Origin of the sequence: Phocaeicola faecalis, from assembly GCF_021730445.1 — a bacterium.
In the GTDB taxonomy this organism is placed as follows: domain Bacteria; phylum Bacteroidota; class Bacteroidia; order Bacteroidales; family Bacteroidaceae; genus Phocaeicola; species Phocaeicola faecalis.
This window is the reverse complement of sequence record NZ_JADNRM010000011.1, coordinates 69,937-93,602: the sequence shown is the minus strand read 5'-3', so window position 1 is coordinate 93,602 and position 23,666 is coordinate 69,937. Positions and strand designations below refer to the sequence as shown.

16 protein-coding genes are annotated in these 23,666 nt (G+C 41.7%); 8 read left to right on the top strand and 8 right to left on the bottom strand.

The annotated features are described in order from the left end of the window. Positions 1-17: 17 nt before the first annotated feature. A complete protein-coding gene (locus IR173_RS11745) occupies positions 18-1,697 on the bottom strand; it encodes a glycoside hydrolase family 10 protein (protein WP_237039790.1) in 1,680 nt (559 codons plus the stop codon). Positions 1,698-1,778: 81 nt separating this feature from the next. Between IR173_RS11745 and IR173_RS11740 the strand changes: the two genes are divergently transcribed. From IR173_RS11740 to IR173_RS11730, 3 genes are read left to right on the top strand one after another with little or no spacing between them, the layout of a single operon-like run. Continuing rightward, positions 1,779-3,209, top strand: coding sequence for a carbon starvation CstA family protein (locus IR173_RS11740; protein ID WP_237039789.1), 1,431 nt, complete (start codon positions 1,779-1,781; stop codon positions 3,207-3,209). Further along, positions 3,196-3,417: a hypothetical protein gene (locus IR173_RS11735; protein WP_237039788.1), complete on the top strand. Its 222-nt coding sequence runs from the start codon at positions 3,196-3,198 to the stop codon at positions 3,415-3,417. The genes IR173_RS11740 and IR173_RS11735 overlap by 14 nt, the downstream gene beginning before the upstream one ends. A gap of 24 nt (positions 3,418-3,441) precedes the next feature. Next, positions 3,442-3,933: a hypothetical protein gene (locus IR173_RS11730; RefSeq protein WP_237039787.1), complete on the top strand. Its 492-nt coding sequence runs from the start codon at positions 3,442-3,444 to the stop codon at positions 3,931-3,933. Positions 3,934-4,105: 172 nt separating this feature from the next. Here IR173_RS11730 and IR173_RS11725 read toward each other — a convergent pair whose 3' ends face one another. The 3 genes from IR173_RS11725 to uvrA are packed head-to-tail and all read right to left on the bottom strand — an operon-like array spanning position 4,106 to position 10,272. After that, complete coding sequence (locus IR173_RS11725; RefSeq protein ID WP_237039786.1) at positions 4,106-6,415, bottom strand: family 20 glycosylhydrolase; 2,310 nt, start codon at positions 6,413-6,415, stop codon at positions 4,106-4,108. A 27-nt stretch (positions 6,416-6,442) separates the two neighbouring features. After that, on the bottom strand, positions 6,443-7,468 hold the full coding sequence (locus IR173_RS11720; RefSeq protein WP_237039785.1) for an endonuclease/exonuclease/phosphatase family protein: 1,026 nt from the start codon (positions 7,466-7,468) through the stop codon (positions 6,443-6,445). 17 nt (positions 7,469-7,485) lie between these two features. Next, positions 7,486-10,272, bottom strand: a complete 2,787-nt coding sequence (uvrA, locus tag IR173_RS11715; protein ID WP_237039784.1) for an excinuclease ABC subunit UvrA — start codon at positions 10,270-10,272, stop codon at positions 7,486-7,488. Positions 10,273-10,481: 209 nt separating this feature from the next. On the opposite strand from uvrA, the gene IR173_RS11710 reads away from it, so the two are divergent. Next, the gene (locus tag IR173_RS11710) at positions 10,482-12,035 is read left to right on the top strand and encodes an ATP-binding protein (RefSeq protein ID WP_237039783.1); all 1,554 of its coding nucleotides are present in this window, start codon (positions 10,482-10,484) and stop codon (positions 12,033-12,035) included. A gap of 243 nt (positions 12,036-12,278) precedes the next feature. Here IR173_RS11710 and IR173_RS11705 read toward each other — a convergent pair whose 3' ends face one another. Then, positions 12,279-12,983 carry a hypothetical protein gene (locus IR173_RS11705; protein ID WP_237039782.1) on the bottom strand — a complete coding sequence of 235 codons (705 nt, stop codon included), beginning with the start codon at positions 12,981-12,983 and terminating at the stop codon, positions 12,279-12,281. Positions 12,984-13,188: 205 nt separating this feature from the next. Between IR173_RS11705 and IR173_RS11700 the strand changes: the two genes are divergently transcribed. From IR173_RS11700 to IR173_RS11685, 4 genes are all read left to right on the top strand, one after another. Continuing rightward, positions 13,189-14,688: a glycoside hydrolase family 10 protein gene (locus tag IR173_RS11700; RefSeq protein ID WP_237039781.1), complete on the top strand. Its 1,500-nt coding sequence runs from the start codon at positions 13,189-13,191 to the stop codon at positions 14,686-14,688. 572 nt (positions 14,689-15,260) lie between these two features. Continuing rightward, positions 15,261-16,145: a cytochrome c biogenesis protein ResB gene (locus tag IR173_RS11695; RefSeq protein ID WP_237039780.1), complete on the top strand. Its 885-nt coding sequence runs from the start codon at positions 15,261-15,263 to the stop codon at positions 16,143-16,145. After that, positions 16,142-16,927: a cytochrome c biogenesis protein gene (locus IR173_RS11690; RefSeq protein WP_237039779.1), complete on the top strand. Its 786-nt coding sequence runs from the start codon at positions 16,142-16,144 to the stop codon at positions 16,925-16,927. The genes IR173_RS11695 and IR173_RS11690 overlap by 4 nt, the downstream gene beginning before the upstream one ends. Before the next feature lie 15 nt (positions 16,928-16,942). Beyond that, a complete protein-coding gene (locus IR173_RS11685; protein WP_237039778.1) occupies positions 16,943-18,328 on the top strand; it encodes a cytochrome c peroxidase in 1,386 nt (461 codons plus the stop codon). Positions 18,329-18,434: 106 nt separating this feature from the next. Here the strand turns inward: IR173_RS11685 and IR173_RS11680 are convergent, their stop codons facing one another. From IR173_RS11680 to IR173_RS11670, 3 genes are read right to left on the bottom strand one after another with little or no spacing between them, the layout of a single operon-like run. Further along, a complete protein-coding gene (locus tag IR173_RS11680) occupies positions 18,435-19,007 on the bottom strand; it encodes a chromate transporter (protein WP_237039777.1) in 573 nt (190 codons plus the stop codon). Beyond that, on the bottom strand, positions 19,004-19,552 hold the full coding sequence (locus IR173_RS11675) for a chromate transporter (RefSeq protein ID WP_237039776.1): 549 nt from the start codon (positions 19,550-19,552) through the stop codon (positions 19,004-19,006). Before IR173_RS11675 ends, IR173_RS11680 begins: the two co-directional genes overlap by 4 nt. A 3-nt stretch (positions 19,553-19,555) precedes the next feature. Continuing rightward, the gene (locus IR173_RS11670) at positions 19,556-23,596 is read right to left on the bottom strand and encodes a hybrid sensor histidine kinase/response regulator transcription factor (protein WP_237039775.1); all 4,041 of its coding nucleotides are present in this window, start codon (positions 23,594-23,596) and stop codon (positions 19,556-19,558) included. Positions 23,597-23,666: the final 70 nt, after the last annotated feature.

Below are 23,666 nucleotides of genomic sequence, written 5' to 3'. Positions count from 1 at the left end.
TGTTATTTTGTGAATATTTACTTCATAATACTTCCTGCAAATAGGCTTTTACTTTGTCGATTGAATACTTTTACTGTATAAAAGCCATCGGGTAATGATGCTAGAAACAGTTTATTGACATAATCGGTTTTCCATACTTCTTCGTTGGTGACATTATAGATAATGATAGTTTGCGCATCCTCTATTTCTGGCAGGTAGAGCATATCTCCTTTATTTAATAATGGTATATCCATATCCGAAACAGTATTCAGAGCCAGTGGAGCACTTTCATTACCGAAACGGTCGGCTGCGGTGACGGCAAAGTATTGTTTTTGCAACCAAGGGATAATGGCTGCGTATTCATATTCATTGGCAATAAGATGTGTAGCCACTAAATTTTGGGATTGGTTAATGTCCACAGGGTATGTATTGGAACCATATAAATGGTAAACAACAGCTTGGTTGCTATTGTCGGTTGATGCTTGCCAACTCATGCGAAGTTTACCATTGGGCAGTTGTTGTACCGAAGGAGTAGACGGAACAGAAGGTGGAATACTGTCTGCCCATTTCATAGGAGGTATCAGTGCAGGAGTCGTATAAAAGTTTTCTTTTAGTTCATCCAGTACTCCTTTGGTGTTATCAAGTAAAAAGCGATTGCGGAAATAAGCTTGTCCGTTTAGCTTTATCTGACGGGTGAAATGAATTTGGCGAACTATTTCGTCCAATGGCCAATCTTGTTCACGAGGAGAGAGGAAATAGATTCCTAGTCCGGGAATAATCCAACGGTTGCCGTTATTTTCTTTCCAGTCTAATGCAAAAGGATAGAAATTGTTTCCTTGGAAATACATCATTGGGAACAAAGCATCATGAATTCCTTCTTTTAACCACTTTTGTGCATCTTGGTAGACTACATGATAAGCATTCCAACCGCGGGATGGGTAACGGTTTGTGTCACGGTATTTACCAATGGGTGAACTGCTTACCTTTACCCATGGCTTGATAGACTTGATATCAGTATAAAGGCGGCGTACAATGTCGGTAATGTTATCCCGACGCCATTGTCTCAACTCTTTTCCTTTTCCATATCTGCGGTAGCTATCTTTATCCGGAAAGTTATCAGCCTGTTCGGGATAACGGATATAGTCGAAATGGATGCCATCTATGTCATATTGTGAAGTGATTTCTTTCACGATGCGGGATAGATATTCTTTGGTTTCAGGATTGCCCGGATCCAGATACCAGTTACCTTTATATAGCTTGCATATTTTTCTGTTCTTCTGTACGATGGAGTTTCGTCCCAACAGCTTTACTTGCCGGGTGTTTCCGGCCGGGATGGTCACTATCCAAGCGTGCAGTTCCATGCCTCGTTTGTGGCATTCTTCAATGGCAAAAGCCAATGGGTCGTATCCCGGATTACGTCCGGTATATCCTGTCAGCGATTCGGCAAAAGTCTCGATGGAGGACGGATATATCATATCCCCACGCAGGCGGGTTTGCAATAATACAGTATTGAAATTCGCAGCTTTCAAACAGTCGAGTATATCACATAATTCTTTTTTCTGGCGTTGAATGCCTGTTGCGTTTCCTGCTTTGGTGCGCGGCCAATCCATTCCGCCCAAGGTCGTGAGCCAAGTAGCACGAATTTCGTATTTAGGTTGTGATATAACCGGTAAAGATGTTAGCATTACCAGTAATAAAGTAAGAAATAGTGTTCGCATTCGCTTTAATTTTGTTGCAAAGATAAGAAGTAATCATTTAAATCGTTATTTTTGCGATGACAAAACAATTAAATAGAGTATATGATAACCTTTATTATTGCATTATTGGTTCTTATAGGCGGATACTTTTTATATGGAAGCTATGTAGAGCGTCTTTTCGGCCCTGATAAGAATAGAAAAACACCGGCTCTGACTATGGAGGATGGCGTAGACTTTATTCCCCTTCCCACTTGGAAGATTTTCATGATTCAGTTTCTTAATATTGCAGGTCTAGGCCCTATCTTCGGAGCTATTATGGGAGCAAAATTCGGCACGGCCTCTTATCTATGGATTGTATTGGGAACTATTTTTGCCGGTGCTGTACACGATTATTTATCAGGAATGCTTTCTCTACGGCACAATGGTGAGAGTCTTCCCGAAATAATCGGCCGTTATCTGGGACTTCCTACCAAACAGTTGATGCGTGGCTTTACTGTTGTTCTGATGATACTTGTTGGAGCGGTGTTTGTTGCCGGGCCTGCCGGTTTATTGGCCAAGTTAACGCCTGATTATATGGATGTAACTTTTTGGATTATTATTGTTTTCGTTTATTATATGTTGGCTACCCTGCTGCCGGTGGATAAGATTATTGGCAAGATTTATCCATTGTTTGCCATTGCTTTGTTGTTCATGGCAGTCGGAATTTTAGCTATGTTGATATGGCATCATCCGGCTTTGCCCGAAATAACAGACGGCATACAAAATACTCATCCTGCCGGTTTGCCTATTTTTCCCATCATGTTTGTATCTATTGCTTGTGGTGCCATTAGTGGTTTCCATGCTACACAGTCTCCTTTGATGGCCCGTTGCATGAAGAACGAAAAATATGGTCGTCCGATTTTTTATGGAGCAATGGTAACAGAAGGTATTGTGGCATTGATATGGGCGGCTGCCGCTACTTACTTCTTCCATCGGAATGGTATGGAAGAAAGCAATGCTTCGATAATAGTGGATAGTATAACAAAAGAATGGTTGGGAACAGTTGGAGGGTTGCTGGCAATACTAGGGGTGATTGCAGCACCTATCACCAGTGGAGACACAGCATTGCGTTCGGCCCGGTTGATTGTTGCCGACTTTATGCATTTGGAACAAAAAAGTGTAACAAAACGTTTATTGATTTGCATTCCCATCTTTGCTGTGACTATTGGTATTTTGCTGTATAGCCAACGCGATGCGGCAGGATTTGATATGATTTGGCGTTACTTTGCATGGTGTAATCAAACATTGTCTGTCTTTACTTTATGGGCGATAACCGTATATTTGGTGCGTATGAAAAAGAATTATTATATTACGTTATTGCCGGCTCTGTTTATGACAGCGGTTTGTTCTACTTATATTTGTATTGCGCCCGAAGGATTGGCACTTTCCGGTCATATCTCGTATGTGTTGGGAGGAATATGTACGCTGGTTGCAGCTATAGGATTTATAACTTGGTATAAAAAACAAAGTAGTATAGTATATGAGAAAATATAAGAAATCAACTAGGTTGCCCATGGCGTTATTTATTTACACCACAATAATGGCTATTTATTTTATTCCGCGGAATACAGAGATTGGTAATACGGAAAAATATGTAACGATAGGGGTATCCTATCTTATCATTGCCTTGCTTTGGATTGTTCTTCGTAAGCAGGAAAAGCGTAGAGAACAGGAAAGGCAGAACATGGAGAACAAGAAATAGAATATTTACTTAAACGACAACTTTATGAAGAAATTTTTAGTCAGCTTGGTGATGTTGGTAGTAACGACATTAGGTGCACATGCACAGTTTGAAAAGGATGTTTGGTATGTGAATGCTTCATTGACAGGGCTTGACCTCTCTCATAGCAAGTATGAGGGAACCAATTTTGGCTTTACGTTGGGAGGTGGTGCTTTTGTTGCCGACAACTTTGCGATACTGTTAAATTTCAAAGGACAGTATGTGGAACATGGAACAGATGAGACAAGTATTGGAGCACAAGGACGTTATTATTTATCTAGTTGTGGGATATATGGCGGACTTGGAATGGCTTACAAACATCTTTCTAATGGGGATTATAAGAAGAATCTTGTTTGCCTGACACCGGAAGTGGGTTATGCATTCTTTCTGGGACGAAATCTGACCGTAGAACCTGCTGTATATTATGATTTGAGTTTTAACCATACTTCTGAATACAGTAAATTGGGCTTCAAAATAGGGTTCGGACTTTATTTCTAGTTGATAACAAGTATAATAAGGTTAAAAAAATACGAGGGTGTGTCGAAACTCTCATAAACTAAAAGTCACCCTCGCTACAGCTACCTGTAGCGAGGGTGATTTCGATAAAAGGGGAGTTTTGACACATCTCCGCAAATGATAAATTGTCAGAGTCTTGTCTCTCCTTCTTTATTTAGTGGGCATATAAATGAGTAAACGGAATCTCCTTACCGTCGTTTCCACTAACTTTCATTTTCAGTTGACCACCGTTTTGGTCAAAGTAACGAATCTCAATCGGGTGATATCCTTTAGCTAAAGCTTTTTGGCCTACTACTTCGCGAGGACCATGAGGACCATCGTTGTCAATGATTTGTTCGCCATCAATCACTAACGTACTACCATCGTCTGACAGGAGGGCAAAAGTATAAATATCATCCTGAGGAGCATTAATGTATCCTTTGATAATTAGACCGATATTGCCTTTTACTTTCTTCGGAATCATTACATCTTCGATGGAATAACTTCCATTTACCGGTGATTTCTCTATTTCGGCACATTTATTTCCTTTGAATTCATGCCAAGTGGCTTTCAATCCGGGATTGGATGGAGCAGCAGTAACAGCCGGGGCATATTCGCTTTTGATAAAACGAGTGGTGGTGATATCTCCCGGTTTACCATTCGGACGGAAAGTGCGGAATGTGAAATCGGTTGTTTCGGTTACTTTTAACGGACCGTCATACTTAGGCGACTGTAAAGTGGGAACAGAACTGTCTGTGGTATAGTGTATCTCTGCACTTGGGTCAAGACAGGTGATATTGACAACACCTTCACCAATAAAGGCATTTGTCTTGTTAAAACCCTCCAAATCAGGAATACGGTAGTTGACATTCATAATGTTGAGGCGTTCAAATTGGTTGGCAAGACGTTGGGCAAATGCATTCCAGTCTTTTTGTGAAGGATTGCTCCAACCCAATTCGGCGATAGCCAACAGACGCGGAACAGCCATATACTGCATACGTTCACGTGAAGGAATCCATTCGCACCAAATATTACCTTGTACACCCAGTACCAACGGTTGCATTTCAGTACTCTGAATTTCGCTCATCGGATTATAATTATAAATATTGGCAACTGAATTCTTATCTTCCTGATAGTCTAGATAGAACTGTCCGTTAGGAGTGAAAATGATAGGATTGCCTTGCCCGGTCGTTTTAGAAGGAGCATTCTTAGCCCAACTGCGCCACCACATGACGGTTGCTGTTTTTGAAAGTCCCCCTTCAATAATTTCATCCCAGCCAATCATTTCTTTTCCTTTATCGTTAAAGAATCTCTCCATATCATGGATGAACCATGATTGCAGTTCTTCTTCAGTTTTCAGATTATTGTCACGCATACGCTTTTGGCAGTCGGGACATTTTTTCCAGTTGGCTTTCTCTACTTCATCGCCACCGATATGTACATATTTGTAGGGGAAGAGCTCAATAAGCTCACTATATACATTCTTGCAGAATTCTATAGCCGAATCTTTTCCGGGACAAACAGGAGAGGAGAAGGTCGTTCCCCAACCGGTTTCATCGAAACAAGATACACCTTCATAATTGCTTACGGCAGCCAGCATATGTCCCGGCATATCTATTTCGGGAACAATGTCGATACCACGCACTTTGGCGTATGCAATTACTTCTTTGATATCTTCCTGAGTATAATAGCCGCCATACAGTGTATCACCTTCTACAATGCGAATCTTATTTTCGGGAATAGCCATATCGGGATTGTTGTTCGCTTTTGATTGGCGGATACATTCTTTGTCATGAGAATTAAACTTGCGCCAAGCACCTTTCTCGGTCAGCAAAGGATATTTTTTTATTTCGATACGCCAGCCCTGGTCATCGGTGAGATGCCAGTGGAACTTATTCATCTTATAAAGTGACATCACATCCAATAGCTCTTTTACTTCATCTTTAGAATAGAAGTGGCGTGAAACATCCAGCATGATACCTCGCCAAGTAAAGCGGGGAGCATCATTGATTTCCACACTTGGAATAGCCCAGTCTACACCGTCCACTATTTGTTTGGATTCAATCTGGGGAGGGAATAATTGGCGTAAAGACTCTATGCCGGCAATAACCCCACCATAAGAGTTTCCTTTTATACTGATTTTCTTAGTGTCAGCCTTCAGTTGGTATGCACCTTCTTTGCCTTCAACTTCCCCCAATGAGAGGGTGATGGTTCCTTCTCCCTCTTGTACTTTTACATTATATCCGGTGGAAGGAGAAAGTATTCCTGCCAGATATTCGGCAGCCGGAGCCAGCTGGGAATCAGTGATACCGATGGTGCAACTTTTGGGGAGAACGAATGCGCTGCTGTCTTGTTGAACACTGTTCGGCAGCGGGACGATAGAAACGTCTCTGACAGAGGGAGGGGTAGAAGTACAAGCACCCAACAGCAATGAGCCTGTCACGGTACAAGCAGCAATCCATTTTTTATAAGTCTGCTTAATCATAAGGTAATTTTTTAGATTGTTAATATATTAGTATTGGAATGTCACTAAAACACCTTTATGGTCTGTCGGCCATACATTCTGCGGCTCGATGAATTTGTCTTTAGAGGTTTCCTGCACACGTTCTGAACGTACGATAGAACCTTTGGGACCAAAGATAGCTGCATCTTTTACGGTCAGCCCTTCTTCGGGATAGAACCAAATATAGTCGATGCGGTCGCGTTCGTCGGCTTTGGGAGCCCAAGTGATTTTTTCGGCAGGTTTAGCCGAGTTGTCAGAAGGATAGGTAAAACCGGGATAGTCGAGCACATTAGGATAGAAAGAACGGTAAGCATCAACGAAACCGGCTTCATCCAGCAAGACAGGTACTGTCCAAGGGATTACCAATCCGTGGTGGTCGTAAAGGTCTTTGGTCTCTTCTGTCCAATCTTGGTGCGAGGGTTCGTTGAAGTCGCCGCCCAGAATAATGGTATATCCAGCTTCGCGGTCTTTCTTTGCCTGCTCAATAAACATCTTGATGGCATCATCACGTTGTGATGCTACATTTCTTTCCAATACTTCTTCCACTGTAGTGGGGATAGGAATCTCTTCCCAGGTAGAACCGTCATATCCGCGTACATTATAATATGCATCATCCAGATAATCCAAATGAGAGGTATAAACGGCCATTTTCTTTCCGTTCATGTCGGCGGTCAAACGGTAGATGCTTCCGTGGTCACCGTTTTCGGGGAAGACAGTCAGTGAGTCGGTAATAGGATAGCGGCTAAGTAAACCGGTATCGTATGTGTAGAAGGAGTAATACGTTTCTCCTTTTTCTTTTAATGATTGGGTAAGGCGTGCAGTGAAATTGGTGTTATTATAATTGCGTACTTCACTAAGGGTTACGAAATCGGGGCGGAGGCGAATGATTTCATCAACAATAGCATCATAACCTCCGGGTATCATGGTTCCTTCTTGCCAAATATTCCACTGTAAGACGGTGAATTCTTTTTTTTCTTCTGTACATCCTGTGAGAACAAATAACAGGAGCATTGATAGATAAAGTAGTTTTTTCATTGTTTATTTATTTAAGATTATAAATATTTCTCTTTTAAAAAATGACCGGTATAAGATGCAGCACATTTTGACACCTCTTCCGGTGTGCCGGCCACTACCAGATTGCCCCCCATCTTTCCACCTTCCGGTCCCAGGTCGATAACATAATCGGCACATTTTATCACATCCAGATTATGTTCGATAATAACAATCGTATGCCCCCGGCTGATAAGTGCGTCAAAAGCTTCCAATAATTTCTTGATATCATGGAAATGCAAACCGGTGGTGGGTTCGTCGAAGACAAAGATAGTAGGCTGAGTCTTTTCCACGCTCAAGAAATAAGCCAACTTCACACGTTGGTTCTCACCACCGGACAGCGTAGAAGAAGATTGTCCCAATTTAATATATCCCAATCCCACGTCTTGCAGCGGAGTGAGTTTCTTCACAATCTTTTTTTGTCCGTGTTCAGTAAAGAATTCTATGGCCTGATTCACGGTCATTTCCAATATATCATATATATTCTTATCTTGGAATTTCACTTCCAACGTATCGCTTTTGAAGCGTTTGCCGTGGCAAGACTCACATTCCAGCACCAAGTCGGCCATAAATTGCATTTCCACCGTAACCGTTCCGTCGCCTTTACATTCTTCGCAACGTCCTCCTTCGGTGTTGAAAGAAAAGTATCCGGCTGTGTAACCCATTTGTTTGGCCAAGGGTTGCTCTGCGTAAAGTTTACGGATTTCATCGTATGCTTTTACATAAGTCACCGGATTGCTGCGTGATGACTTCCCGATTGGATTTTGATCGACAAACTCAATGTCCTTAACCATTTGTATGTCGCCGCTGATAGAAACGAATTCACCCGGTCGTTCACTGCTTTCACTGTATTCCCGTTTTAGTGCTTTATAGAAAACATCACGCACCAATGTGCTCTTTCCCGAACCGCTGACACCTGTAACTACCGTCATTATATTTAGAGGAAAACGTACATCCACTCCTTTCAGGTTGTTCTCTCTGGCTCCTTTTATTTCAATATAATTATTCCAAGGACGGTGTGATTTGGGTATTTCGATGGTTTCTTCCCCAAGTAAATAACGAACCGTATGGCTGTTACTGTCCTTTTTCAAATCTTTCATGTCTCCCTGGTAGACGATTTCCCCTCCCAAGCGTCCGGCTTTGGGGCCGATATCTATAATGTAGTCGGCGGCACGGATGATTTCTTCATCATGCTCTACCACTACAACAGTATTCCCCAGCTCTTGTAATTGGCGTAATACTTTGATAAGGCGTTCAGTATCACGGCTGTGAAGTCCGATGCTAGGTTCATCCAATATATAGAGCGATCCCACCAGGCTGCTTCCCAAAGAAGTTGCCAGATTGATACGTTGGCTTTCACCACCTGACAGTGTATTGCTAAGACGGTTTAATGTGAGGTAGCCTAAACCGACATCCATCAGGAAGTTGATTCGGTTATTAATCTCCGTCAGTATACGTTTGGCTATAGCAGCATCGTGTGCGTCTAATTCTAATGTGCGGAAAAACTCCTTTAAATCATGAATCGGCAAATCCACTAGCTCGGATATAGAGCGTCCGCCTACTTTTACATATCCGGCTTCTTTTTTCAGTCTGGTTCCGTGACACACCGGACAAAGCGTCTTTCCCCGGTAGCGTGCCAACATCACGCGATACTGAATTTTATATTGATTCTCTTCCAGCATTTTAAAGAAAGAATCGATACAAGCTTTCTCCTTCGGGCCATGCCACAAGTAGTCTTTTTGCTCTTGCGTCAATTCATAATAAGGTGTGAAGATAGGGAAATCATGTTTCGGAGCTTCATGGATAAACTCTTTCAACCATTCGCCCATCTTCTCGCCGCGCCAACAAATCACCGCTCCGTCATACACACTCAGAGCACGGTTGGGGATGACAAGGTGTTCGTCTATTCCGATTACCTTTCCAAAACCTTCGCAACTGGGACAGGCGCCGATGGGAGAGTTGAAAGAAAACATCTGGTCGTTGGGCTCCTCAAAGGTGATACCGTCTGCTTCAAACTTCGTGCTGAAGGAAAAAAGTTGTGTGCTGCCGTCCGGTGAATAGAAGCGAAGCATGCAAGCTCCGTCACCTTCATACATGGCAGTTTCGGCAGAATCAGTCAGTCGGCTGATGCTGTCTTTGCTGTCGTCGGCCGTCATACGGTCTATTAAAAGGTAGATATTTTGTTTCTTTCCTTCGGCCGGCACTTGTTGCAGGAAGTCCTCGATACGCATAATCTCGCGGTTCACTTCCACACGTGTAAATCCCTGCTTCAAGTCAATGTCTAATTGTTCGGCAATGCTGCGTCCTTCGCGTGGCAATAGTGGAGCGAGTACGGTATATTTAGTCCCTTTGGGAAAAGAAAGCATACAATTCACGATGTCTTCCGCACTGTGTTTCTTCACCAATTGACCGCTGATGGGGGAATATGTTTTCCCCACACGTGCGTAAAGCAATCGTAAATATTCATATATTTCGGTCGAAGTTCCTACTGTGGAACGCGGATTGCGGCTGTTTACTTTCTGCTCGATGGCAATGGCCGGAGGAATACCTTTGATAAAATCACATTCCGGTTTACTCATTCTGCCCAAGAACTGGCGGGCGTAAGAAGATAAACTTTCCACATAGCGACGCTGGCCTTCGGCATATAACGTGTCAAAAGCCAATGATGATTTTCCGGAACCGGATAAGCCTGTAATAACCACCAGTTTATTACGGGGAATATCCACATCAATGTTTTTGAGGTTGTTGACCTTGGCTCCTTTGATAGATATATAGTTACTTTCGGACATTCTTTGTTGCATTTAGTTGAATATGCAAAGATAGTCAATCCTACTCGGATACGTTTCATTCCGTAAGGTGAAAAAATGTTTCTCAATGGAAATTCTTCTTTAAAATGATGCGGGATGAATCGTGCTTAGAGGAATATTTCTTGTGAAAAGATTGAGAATAAGCGGGAAATGTGTATCTTTGTTTTGATGTTATACAAAAGCGGAAGAGTATGAGTGATAAAATTTATCCTATTGGCATCCAGAACTTTGAGACACTCCGTAAAGACGGGTATTTCTATATTGATAAGACAGCTTGGATTTATCGTTTGGTTAAAACCGGACGTTATTATTTCTTGAGCCGTCCCCGTCGTTTCGGTAAAAGTCTGCTTATTTCCACCTTTGAAGCGTATTTTCAAGGGAAGCGCGAACTGTTTGAAGGATTGGCGATGGAGCAACTGGAAAAGGACTGGACGGTACGGCCTGTGCTGCACTTGGATTTGAATATCGGGAAATATGATACGCCCGAAGGTCTGGACCGGATTTTGGACGATAACCTTGCCAGCTGGGAACAGGAGTATGGAACGCGCCCTACGGAAACAACCTTTGCACTCCGTTTTAAAGGAATTATTCAGCGTGCTGTTGAAAGGAGCGGACACCGTGTCGCCATTCTGGTAGACGAATATGACAAGCCCATGCTGCAGGCCATTGGCAATGAGACGCTGCGAGATGAATTCCGAAAGACCTTACAGCCTTTTTATGGTGTCGTCAAGACGATGGATGCTTATATCAAACTCGGCTTTTTTACAGGAGTGACCAAGTTTGGCAAACTGAGTGTGTTCAGTGCGTTGAACAATCTGGATGACATTTCGATGTGGAATGAGTTTGTGGAAGTTTGCGGTATCAGTGAAGCGGAACTTCATGCCAATCTGAGACCGGAGATTCATGAGTTTGCCCGTGCGCAGGGGATGAGTGACGAGGCACTATGCGATAAACTGAAGGAATGTTATGACGGTTATCATTTTACACACAATTCCCCCGGCATTTACAATCCGTTCAGTCTGCTCAATGCCTTCAAGCGGAAGGAATTCGGCAACTATTGGTTCGAGACGGGTACGCCCACTTATCTGGTGGAGTTGCTGAAGAAGCATGACTACGACCTTCACCGCATGGCGCAGGTGGAAACGGATGCCGATACGTTGAACAGTGTGGATTCCGAGTCCACCAATCCCATTCCGGTCATTTATCAGAGCGGCTATCTCACGATTAAAGAGTATGATTCTCGTTTTGGCATCTATCAGTTAGGCTTCCCCAACCGGGAAGTGGAGGAAGGGTTCATGCGTTTCCTGCTTCCTTATTATGCGAAAGTAACGAAGGTGGAAACTCCGTTTGAAATCTTAAAGTTCGTCCGCGAAGTAGAGTCTGGTGACTATGACTCCTTCTTCCGTCGTCTGCAAAGTTTTTTTGCGGACACTCCCTACGAAATCATCCGCGACCGGGAGCTGCATTATCAGAATGTACTCTTTATCATCTTCAAACTGATGGGATTTTATGTAAAAGCGGAATACCATACGGGCGAGGGGCGCATCGATTTGGTTCTTCAGACTGATAAGTTTGTTTATCTCATGGAATTCAAGTTTAACGGTACGGCTGAAGAAGCCTTACGACAAATTAATGAGAAGCATTATGCGCGGCCTTTCCAGAGCGATGCGCGTAAATTATTCAAGATAGGGGTGAACTTCAGTGACCGGACCCGAAATATAGAGAAGTGGATAGTGGAGGAATAAGCGGCCGACGGATATTGAAATCCGTCGCCTTTTTGAATGACTGCTTCAGATTGAGCTGTGGAGAAGATGGGATAGGTTCTTTTCATTTAAGGGCCTCTTTGAATTTCTGTTGGAATCTGTTTTTTATGCCCTTTCAGGAAGTCCTTTGTCAAGACGACGGAGGTGCTTTACCAACATTCATAAGGGAATCAAAATAGAAAATACCGCTGAATGAATGCCGGAGGGAGATTATAAAGAAGGAGATTATTTATATTTGGTCTTTAAAACCTGAATTTGCTTGTCTAACATCTCATCCAGTTCATCAAACTCATACCAATTCAAGAAGCCGGGAACCATGATGACAAAGTTGACAAAATTATCATGTTTCAATAGAAAGGAAATTTCACCCCGAAAAGTACGGTTATCGTTTAAAATATCTTTTCTGCACGCAGACAGGGCAAGACTCATCAATACATTGGTTTTTGTTGCGTAATAATCACCGATATCTTTCTTTTTTCTTCCCAACTCAAAATAGGTTTGTAACACATCCTGCAATACACGTTTGTCGGAAATATACTGCATCAATGAAGAACCTTTCAGCACCTCCAAAGCATCGGTCCTGTAAATGAAGTCATCCATATTATTGAAAAGCTTGCCATATTTCCATAAAGTATCTCCAGGTATCTCGGATATATCCATAGCCTGATTCACCAATAATCGGCTCATGTGTATGTCAATGTCCAACAAGTTCTTTATTCTATGAAGTTCCCCCCTGTTATATTCCAATTCTTCCGCTACCAACAGCATCGTGGCACGCACTTCCTTCTGGCGGGTATGTTCGGTTATTAAGTCACTTCCCAAAAAAGTTACAATGATTCCTGCAACCACGATACTGAATTGACGAATGTAATCTCCTACTCGCCAACTTTTGACAGTCGTTTTTACTTTAGTCCAAGTTGTTTCCTTCATATTTTCATTCTTATTCCTTCTTTGGCTATATCAGGTGCCGAAAATAGAGCGTAAAGTTATGGAATTTAAATTAAAAGCCAAGAATTATCGCTAATTTATTCGAAGATAGGGATGATGAAACCTTTTTTACCGGTCTGTTATCTCGCTGGTTCATATTTTCTTTCTATCTTTGTCCGCAAAACTATTAAAAAGCGAAGACTTAGAAATGAGAGCAAAAACGATTCTCCTTTTATTGATAGCACTACTTTTTACCTCGGGTGTCAGTGCTCAGACACGTTATCCGAAGCGTGAGTTCCGTGGTGCATGGATTCAGTGCGTGAACGGACAGTTTCAGGGAATGCCGGTAGAGAAGATGCAGCAGTTATTAATAAACCAGCTGAACAGTCTGCAAGGTGCAGGTATTAATGCGATAATTTTTCAGGTACGTGCGGAAGCCGATGCCTTGTATAAATCTTCTTACGAGCCGTGGAGCCGTTTCCTTACCGGAGTGCAGGGCAGGGTGCCCTCACCCTATTGGGACCCGATGCAATTCATGATTGATGAATGCCACAAGCGGGGAATGGAGTTCCATGCCTGGATTAATCCTTACCGTGCCAAGACGAAAGGAACGGCCGCCTTGTCGCCCATTCATCCTTATAACAAGAATCCCGAACGTTTCGTGAATTATGCCGGACAACTTTATTTTAATCCTGCGTTGCCCGAGAATCGGAAATACATCTGTAAGATTGTGCGCGACATTGTAACTCGTTATGATGTGGATGCCATTCACATGGATGATTATTTTTATCCTTATCCTAATCCGGGAGAGGATTTTCCCGACAATATCAGTTTTGCACAGTATGGTCGCGGATACAGTAATAAAGCCGATTGGCGCCGTGACAACGTGAATGTGTTGATAAAGGAAATCCATGAGACGGTGCGCGAGTGCAAGCCGTGGGTGAAATTCGGTATCTCTCCTTTCGGAATTTATCGTAATGTAAAGAGTGACCCCAATGGCAGCAACACACGTGGTTTGCAAAATTATGATGACTTGTATGCTGATGTGCTGATGTGGGTGAACAACGGTTGGGTGGATTATAATATTCCCCAGATTTATTGGGAAATTGGTCATCCGGCCGCTGATTATGACACCTTGATTCGTTGGTGGGCAAAGAATGCTTCCGCCCGTCCTCTCTATATAGGTCAGGATGTGATGCGTACGGTGAATAAGCCCGACCTCCATAATCCGCTTATCAATCAGATGCCTGCCAAGATGAAACTTCAGCGTGCTTTGCCTACTGTGCAGGGAAGTTGCCAGTGGTATGCTTCGGCAGTGGTGGATAATGCAGGAAACTATCGCACTATGCTTGTAAAAGATTACCACCGTTATCCGGCTTTGCCGCCTACATCGCCATTTATGGATGACAAGGCTCCGGGTAAAGTAAAGAAAGTAAAAGATGTCTGGACACCGGATGGCTTGTTGCTTTTCTGGCAGGCACCGAAAGCAAAAACGGAAATGGATAAGGCTGTGCAATACGTGGTTTATCGCTTTGATAAAAAAGAAAAAGTGAATCTGGAGGATCCTTCTCACATTGTTGCTATCACACGTGACACATATTATAAGTTGCCTTACGAAAGTGGAAAGATAAAATATAACTATGTTGTAACAGCTCTTGACCGTCTGCATAATGAGTCCAAAGGGGCAAAGAAGAAAGTAAAACTGTAGACAAACAGCATAATAGTACTGAGAGATTAGTAAGTAAGAACCACGTTTCACACGTGTCATGGGGCTAATGCGTTGTTTCACCGGTATTTAAGGTGAAAGGTTTAAGTCAAACCGCCGAGAGCAACGGATTACGTACATGACATGTATGATGCGTGGTTTTGTAATTTGGGGAATCGTTTGGACACTTAACATACCATATCACTAACGAAGGGAAGAATAAGCCGTTTCTTAGGGTTGGCTAAGGTCTTTTAAGCGGAAGATTATTACAGTCTCCGGCAGCGGACCGTACAGTCCGTTACGGTGGACCGTACAGTCCATTACGGTGGACCGTACAGTCCATTGCCGGAGTCTGTAGTAACCCGACTGACAGACAGGCATAATTGAAAGGACGAAAACGCTTAGTCCGACTAATGAAATGACTTAGGGAGTTTAAAACGTATGCAGAAGTTGAAAACCGGAAGAGACAACATCTGATTATTATCTTGTAACTGTTACAAATTAACAAGAAATTTATATGTTAATTCGTTTTTATTTCGTTACTTTGTATCCGGATAACAAAAAGGAACACGAATATGCGATATGTGTACATAACGGGCTATCTATTACTGGCTGCTATCATACAACTGCTAATGGGAAACTTCCCATTGTCGTTTATAGCATTTCCGCTAAATATTGTTTTTGCGGTTATTTGGCTGTTCTTGTTGTGGAAACTATATAAAGAAAGTCGAAAATCAGCTTTTACACGTTTCCTTTCCTCCCCTAAAACAAGTATTTTATCCATTATCCTGTTCGTAGCAGGTAGTCTGGTTATTGGATTATTCCCCCAATTGTCTGATGTTGAAGCTGCTATGCGTACCAATATTGGGGCTTCGCTGGGCTTCTATAATTTTATGACTTCCTGGATATTTATTGCTATCTTATTTTTGTTGTTAAGTAATTTGGCAATGATTACTTTACATGCCTATTATCATAGGAAAACTGCCCGTTGGCGTTTTATGCTGAATCATGTAGGATTATGGTTGGCGCTTTTTGCCGGATTCTTTGGGAGCAGTGATACACAAACCTTACGTATTCCTCTTTATAAAGGAGAACCGGCACGTGAGGCTTTTGACATGAACGGTGCTTCTTATCATTTGGACTATGAGATGGAACTGCGTTCTTTTTCTGTGGAATATTATCCTAACGGACGTCCTTCTCGTTTTGCTGCCACAGTGCGTTTAGGTGACGATGAAGCATTGCTGGAGGTGAATCATCCATACAGTTATCGGTTAGGGGAAGATGTGTATCTCACGGGGTATGATATGGCAAGTGGCAATGAAAGTAGATATTGTGTTTTGCAAGTTGTGATGCAACCGTGGAAATATATAACGGTGACCGGTATTCTGATGATGCTGGCGGGAGCTGTTCTCTTGTTTATAAATGGTCCGGAAAGACGTGTAAATCCGAAAGAGGTATGATAAATTGGGATAATTTCTATGTATTTGCGGCGGTGTCCGTCGGTCTGTGGCTGGCAGGGGCAGTGTTTGCACTCCGTTCTTCAATGAGGAGCAGGATGGCTGTTGGCTTTACTGTTGCCGGAATTATGGTATTGGGCATTTTTATTGCCGGATTATGGGAATACCTGCAACGGCCGCCTTTGCGGACAATGGGGGAAACACGTCTGTGGTATTCATTTTTTATGGGAATAGCCGGACTCTTGACATATATGCGATGGAGATATCGATGGATATTGTCGTTTTCCACTTTGTTGTCTACTGTATTTGTCGTGATTAATTTGTTGAAGCCGGAGATACATGACCAGTCATTAATGCCGGCTTTGCAGAGTGTGTGGTTTATTCCGCATGTCACTGTGTATATGTTTTCTTATTCGGTGTTGGGGTGTGCATTCATTGTGGCCGTCAGCGGATTGTTTCGTCATAAAGAGGAATATTTGCAGACGGCTGATAATCTGGTTTATGCAGGAGTCGCTTTCCTTTCTATCGGGATGTTGCTTGGTTCTCTTTGGGCAAAAGAGGCTTGGGGTAATTATTGGAGTTGGGATCCGAAGGAGACATGGGCAGTCATAACGTGGATGGGGTATTTAATGTATGTGCATCTTCGCCTGTTCGGGCGTATAGGCAGAAAACCATTGTATGTGTTGCTTATTCTTTCATTTTTTGCGTTGCAAATGTGTTGGTATGGAGTGAATTACCTTCCGGCAGCGCAGCAAAGTGTACATTTATATAATCGTAATAACTAACTAAAACAATGTAACATGAAGAAAAGTACAAAACTAATTGTGGCACTGTTGGTTGTGGTGGCAGCATTAGCAGTTACTTACCGACTGATGAACCGTGTGCCGTCTGCCGATTTGGAAGCAAATGCGCAGATGCAGCAAATCATTACGGATGCCGGATGTTTGAGATGTCACACCTCAAATCCTGACTTGCCGTTCTATGCCGGTATGCCCGTGGCTGGGAAGATTGTGATGGAGGATGTGAGCAAGGCTTATCGTGTTTTTGACATGACTCAGATGGCGCAAGACCTGGAAGCTGGAAATCAGGTGGATCAGGTGACTTTGGCGAAAGTGGAAAAAGTTATTTTGGATGGCAAGATGCCTCAGGCTAAATACTATTTGGTGCATTGGGGAGCTTCTATCAGCGATGCGAAAAAGGAATTGGCCCTTAACTGGGTGAAGAATCATCGCATGGGGCTGATGACGGACACTAATGTGGCTCCTGAATTTGTTAATGAGCCTATTCGTCCGATTGCTGATTCTATTTCGGTTGATGTGCGCAAGGTGGTATTGGGTGATATGCTTTATCATGACACTCGTTTATCTGCCGACAATACGGTGTCTTGTGCTTCTTGTCATGGTTTGGATACAGGTGGTGTGGACAATAAGCAGTATTCGGAAGGAGTGGGTGGACAGTTTGGTGGAGTAAACGCTCCGACTGTTTACAATGCTGCTTACAACTTTGTGCAGTTTTGGGATGGCCGTGCCGGTACTTTGGCAGAACAGGCTGCGGGTCCTCCTTTGAATCCGGTTGAAATGGCTTGCGAATCTTTCGAACAGATTACTGCCAAGTTAGCTGAAGATAAAGACTTTGTAAAAGCATTTGTAGAAGTATATCCGGACGGACTGAATGAGAAGAATATCACTGATGCGATTCAAGAGTTTGAAAAGACATTGTTGACTCCCAATTCACGTTTCGACCTTTATCTGAAAGGTGATAAGAATGCCATCACAGCCGATGAGCTTGCCGGATATGAACTTTTCAAAAAGTATGATTGTGCAACTTGCCATGTGGGTGAAATTCTGGGTGGACAGTCATACGAATTAATCGGTGTGCAGCATGATTATTTTGCAGACCGTGAGGCTGAAATGACGGAAGAAGACAATGGCCGGTTTAAGCAGACGAAAGCAGAGCGTGACCGTCATCGTTTTAAAGTGCCGGGACTGAGAAATGTGGAGCTCACTTATCCTTATTTTCACGACGGAAGCATGAAGACAATGGAGGATGCTGTACGTGCGATGGCCAAGTATCAGTTGGGCATCGACCTTCCGCAACAGGAAGTAGATAAGATTGTATCTTTCCTCCGTACTTTAACCGGACAGTATAAAGGACAGACGCTGACAAATAAAAATATGAGTATCTAGGAGGTCGGAGAATGCTCTGAACACCGAGGAGATGCTTGTAGGATAAGAATGTCTCAAAAGTAATCGGAATAGATACGATTACTTTTGAGACATTCTTGTTTACGGATTAATAAAGGAGGAATCCCGCTAGTCCGCAGAGTATAATCATTAATATAGGATTTATCTTGTACTTACGCGTTCCGAGGAAAGCTGTAAGGAAAATGAGGACGCTTATAATGAATTGATACCAATCTACTTTATAACTGCCGAAGTTTTCTTTGTTCATTAAAACGAGGGCTGCGGCAGCCAGCAAACCTACTACTGCCGGGCGCAATCCGCTGAATACAGCTTCAACAGCCGGGTGCTTTTGATATTTCAGGAAGAATTTGCTGATGGCAATCATTAATATAAAAGATGGAAAGACTACAGCAAATGTTGCTACAATGGAACCGATGACGGCGAAAGCTTCGCTATATCCCGCATTCAGTACGGCAGTATATCCTACATAGGTAGCGGAATTGATACCGATAGGGCCTGGAGTCATCTGACTGATGGCCACGATGTCGGTAAATTCACTGGCATTAATCCAGTGATAACGTGTTACTACTTCTCCTTGAATTAAGGAAAGCATGGCATAACCGCCTCCAAAACCAAAGAGGCCTATTTTAAAGAATGTATAGAATAAATAGAGGAATATCATTTTGATGTATGTTTATGTTTGTACTTGCCATAGAAAAAACCTCCTGCTCCGGCAATGATGATAATATAAACGGGGGATACCCCCAACAGCCAGATAAGAAGTGCCGATACGATAGGTATCCATATAGTATAGCGGCTTATCTTTGCCGATTTTGCCATTGAGAAAGTGGGAGCGGCAATTAATGCGACCACTGCCGGACGGATTCCTTTGAATATATTTTCTACTACTTCATAGTTCTTGAATTGTTGGAAAAATAGGGCAATGGCCAAAATAATGATGAAGGAGGGGAGTATTGTTCCGAGTGCCATGGCCAATGCTCCTCTGAATTTGCGCAACTTATATCCTATAAAGATAGCGATGTTTACGGCAAATACGCCTGGAACAGACTGAGTAAGTGCTAATAAATCGATAAAGTCGTCTTTGTCAATCCACTTTCTTTTATCCACTATTTCATCTTGTATGAGTGGAACCATCGCATAACCTCCTCCGATGGTAAACAGGCCAATCTTAAAAAAGATGGCGAATGATTTTAAATAGAAATTCATGTCTTAATTTTGTTTCATATAAACGCTTGGCGGTACGTCAAAGTACTTTTTAAAACTATCTGTAAAATATTTCGGGTCGCCAAAGCCCAGCATATCCGAAACTTCGGATACTGTGTATTTCTTGCTTTTCAATAATATGGCAGCTTCATTCATGCGCACTTTACGGATAAACTCACTGGGCGAATAATTTGTCAATGCTTTTATCTTGTTATAAAAGCTACTTCTACTCATATTAAAGGCAGCGCATAAAGTGTCTACATTTAGTTCTTTGCTCAGATTACTTTTAATGGTTTCGGTTACTTTTATAATAAATTCCTGATCTAAGTCCAATGGCGGGTGAGGCATACTTTCTTCCTCTGTGGTGAATTGGAATTGGCTGTAACGTTTGCGTATTAGTTCTCTGATGGCAAGTACGTTGGCTATGTTAGCTTTTAATACACTGACATCAAACGGTTTAATGATGTATCTGTCTGCTTTACTTTGTAATCCTTTGATAATACTTTCTTTATCATTCAATGCGGTTAGCAGAATGACAGGAATGTGGCTTGTCTCTACATCATTTTTCACAATGCGACACATTTGTTCTCCATTCAGTTCCGGCATCATGATGTCCGAAAGAATGAGGTCGGGCTGTTTGTTCTTGATAGAATTAATTACTTCTTGTCCGTTGCAGACACCTGTTACTTGATACTCGTCAGATAATATTTGTAATAAGAAAGTACGTAACTCCACATTGTCTTCGGCTACCAGAATATAAGGAGCTTTTTTGTCTCCCTGTTTAAGTGGGGAGATGGGGGGAGTAGTGACTTCCTCTTTGCTTTCTTCCCTCACGATTGGAAGCGGATCGATGACATCAGTTTTTGGGAAGAGTTTGTTGTTGTATTTACTGCTTTTTATGGGAAATGATAACTTAAAGGTAGTACCCACATTCTCTATACTGTTCATACTAATCTTTCCACAGTGGTTTTTGATGAGTTTGTAAGTAAGCATCATACCGATACCACTGCCGGTAATTTGTAAATTAGTGGCATTTTTTCCTCTGAACAGTTCTTTGAACATTTTCTTCTGGTCGTTGGACGAAATACCGATTCCGGTATCAGTGATAAGCAGAAACCAATGGCTCTTGCTTTTAGAAGTCTGGACTTTGATATTTCCTCCCTGTTGAGTGTATTTCAGCGCATTAGTCATCAGGTTTCTGATGATGGAATCCATTTTGTTTTTATCCAGCCATACCTCCTGAGAAGTAAAATTGGATTCAAAATGAATTTTGATTTGTTTTTTCTCAGCGTATAGGTTGAATTGCTTCAGATAAGACTTGATATATGAATTCAATTCATATCTGGATACATAAACGTTGGATGTATAAAGTTCTTCTTTTTCGAAATTAATCAGATTACTGGCCAACTCGGACAAGTTGTCTGTATTCTGAATGGCAAGGTTAACATTAATCTTACCCTGTTCTGTCAGTTGTTCATTCTTCAGGATTTCTCCCAACGGCGCTTTTATTAGTGTCAGCGGTGTACGTATGTCATGGGCGGTATTGATAAAGAATTGAATTTTCTCTTTAGAATTATTCCTGTCTTTTCTTAACCATAAGAAACGTAAAATGCTTACTGTTACCAATATAATGATAACGAGGTAAATAATGCCGGCCCAAAAAGTTGCCCAGAAAGGCGGCGTTATGGTTATTTTTATTGCTCTTTCTTCTAATACATGTTCATCATCCATCAGAATGGCTCTCACTCTCAGTTTGTAATTTCCGGGATTGATGTTGGTATAACGTATCAGATTGTCTGCCGTGGGCGTTGTCCATTCATCATAAAATCCTTCTAGCTTCCAAGTGTATAGAATATTAGACGGGTTGTCGTAATTAATGGAAGATACATTCAAAGAGAATATATTTTGGCTATAATCTAAAGTAATGTGCTCCGTATCGTCTATTCCTTGGGTTAAAGGAGAATCCTTTTCGCCGGGGAAAACCTTTTGATATAAGATGCTAAAGTCACTGAATATCATTTTAGACTTGAAACGATTTGGCAGGCTTACGGTGTCTGCTATTTCAATGGCTCCGTTCCCTGTGCCGAATATGAAATGTCCTGATTGGGTGTGTACACCTGCTGAAGGGTTGAAGTTCACAGCCATCAATCCTTGTTCTTTTGTCCAATTAGAGAATATTCTTTCCTTTACTTTGAAACGGGTGAGCTCATTTTCTGTACTGATAATCAGATCTGTTCCCAAAGCCGGTAGAATGCAATAGATATTGTTGGAAATCAATGCTGAGTTTTTCATGTGATAACGCACGACTTTGTCGGTGTTATTATTATATACCCACATGCCCGAACCATGAGTACCAATATAGGTAATATGAGCAACGGTATCTTGATAAAGAGTATTGATACATCCGATTTCTGAATCCAGATTGACCGGTTTCAGTGTTTGGTTTCGTTTGTTGAATTGGTATAATCCGTTGATGGTACCTATCCATAAGTTGTGTCGGTCTTTATTTTTGATACAGGTAACTGGGAAATCCATGCTGTAACACTGTATTTCTTTCGTTTGCATATTATAGCTCTTTAGGTTATAATAGCCGCCTGCCCAAATGATTCCATCATTGTCTTTGTAGATGCAACGTATGTATTTATCAGGACGAATAGTAGTCCATCCCAACGTGGAATGCTGAGAAAAATATTTGGGTACCATATCTTTTTTATTGATTTGATACATTCCCGACATATATCCTCCTACCAATATGGTGCCAGGGACTGTTTCGCACATGGAGATAAAGACATGGTTCTGGTTTTGTGTGTCATTTTGATAAGTGGATAGTAGGCACTTCCACTGTTTGTTCTTAGAATTGTAGAAACAGATGCCATTACTTGTCGCATACCAAATATCGCCTTCTGAATCTTCCAGAATGGAGTTTACTTGATTATCTATTAGTGAGTTTGGATTATCATAAGAATGTTGTATCCATTTATATCCGGGATATTTATTCGAGAATAAAGTAATTCCGACAGGATAAATGGCCATCCATAATTTGTCATCTTTATCAATGAATATGTCATTCACGATATTCCCATTCATTTTATTTGAATGGTTGTGGTCGGCAATCAGAAAAGGGGATAATTCACGGGTGAACAAATTGAGTTTATAAACACCGGTTCCATTGGTCGCTATCAGGACTTCGTCTATTTTCTTAGGATTGGCTATGATTGTATTGACTGTAATGTCCAACAATTTTGTGGGGACATCCATTAATTGTTGAGTATTGATATTATATAGATATATACCGTCTCTCAGTGTTCCTATGATTAGAGTTTGAGTGTTTTTGTGGAAATACAGATAGGTGACAACCTGAAATTGTTCCAATTGGGGATGTCTTTGTATCTGTAGTTGGTGATTGTTAATTAGTTTAACGCAAAATACATTATGATTTGTTCCTAAAAAATATTGATTGTCTCCGGCTTCTGTGATGCAGGTGATTTCTTCCTGGATAGAACTGGTCAGATGGATCAGCTTTTCCTGGTTGATGTTAAAAATATATTGCTTCTCTTTGGTACAAAGCCAGATATTGTTTTTATTGTCCAAATAAGTGCTAGTGAGTGGAAGTCCACTGTTACTTTTATCTTTGCTGGCAAAATTGCAGGCTAGTTCGTATTTGTCTTGTAGCGAGTTGTATTTAAAAATATATCCATTCTTTCCTATTTCCCAAATGACACCTGTTGTATCTATTTCCAGAGTATTCAGGTTGGGAAAGGATTTCATGTTGGGGTGTCCGTCTACCGATAAGTCATAATGAACATATTGCTTGCCATTGTATCTGTCAATTCCTTCATGGGTGAGGAACCACATATATCCTTTGTTGTCTTTTTGTATGGACAGGACTCTACGACTGCTCAAACCATCGTTAGTATCTAGATACTGATAAAGTTGGGCAGAGACAGATGTTATAAAAGTAATCGCAAAATATATAAGTAAAAGAGTCCTTTTCATAATGGTATTTAGACGCGAAAACCTCACAAAGCTCGCAAATTTTCTTGTCATTTCAAAATCTATTATATGCAAAAAAAGCGGCAATCAGTATGATATACCGCTTTTTTAGTAAATATAACAA

Coding starts and splice junctions, on each gene's coding strand:
- IR173_RS11725 (WP_237039786.1), bottom strand. CDS start 6,415: ATGATTAAGCAGACTTATAAAAAATGGATTGCTGCTTGTACCGTGACA.
- IR173_RS11680 (WP_237039777.1), bottom strand. CDS start 19,007: ATGATATTCCTCTATTTATTCTATACATTCTTTAAAATAGGCCTCTTT.
- IR173_RS11695 (WP_237039780.1), top strand. CDS start 15,261: ATGCGATATGTGTACATAACGGGCTATCTATTACTGGCTGCTATCATA.
- IR173_RS11690 (WP_237039779.1), top strand. CDS start 16,142: ATGATAAATTGGGATAATTTCTATGTATTTGCGGCGGTGTCCGTCGGT.
- IR173_RS11720 (WP_237039785.1), bottom strand. CDS start 7,468: ATGAAAAAACTACTTTATCTATCAATGCTCCTGTTATTTGTTCTCACA.
- IR173_RS11675 (WP_237039776.1), bottom strand. CDS start 19,552: ATGAATTTCTATTTAAAATCATTCGCCATCTTTTTTAAGATTGGCCTG.
- IR173_RS11670 (WP_237039775.1), bottom strand. CDS start 23,596: ATGACAAGAAAATTTGCGAGCTTTGTGAGGTTTTCGCGTCTAAATACC.
- uvrA (WP_237039784.1), bottom strand. CDS start 10,272: ATGTCCGAAAGTAACTATATATCTATCAAAGGAGCCAAGGTCAACAAC.
- IR173_RS11685 (WP_237039778.1), top strand. CDS start 16,943: ATGAAGAAAAGTACAAAACTAATTGTGGCACTGTTGGTTGTGGTGGCA.
- IR173_RS11745 (WP_237039790.1), bottom strand. CDS start 1,697: ATGCGAACACTATTTCTTACTTTATTACTGGTAATGCTAACATCTTTA.
- IR173_RS11705 (WP_237039782.1), bottom strand. CDS start 12,983: ATGAAGGAAACAACTTGGACTAAAGTAAAAACGACTGTCAAAAGTTGG.
- IR173_RS11700 (WP_237039781.1), top strand. CDS start 13,189: ATGAGAGCAAAAACGATTCTCCTTTTATTGATAGCACTACTTTTTACC.
- IR173_RS11710 (WP_237039783.1), top strand. CDS start 10,482: ATGAGTGATAAAATTTATCCTATTGGCATCCAGAACTTTGAGACACTC.
- IR173_RS11740 (WP_237039789.1), top strand. CDS start 1,779: ATGATAACCTTTATTATTGCATTATTGGTTCTTATAGGCGGATACTTT.
- IR173_RS11730 (WP_237039787.1), top strand. CDS start 3,442: ATGAAGAAATTTTTAGTCAGCTTGGTGATGTTGGTAGTAACGACATTA.
- IR173_RS11735 (WP_237039788.1), top strand. CDS start 3,196: ATGAGAAAATATAAGAAATCAACTAGGTTGCCCATGGCGTTATTTATT.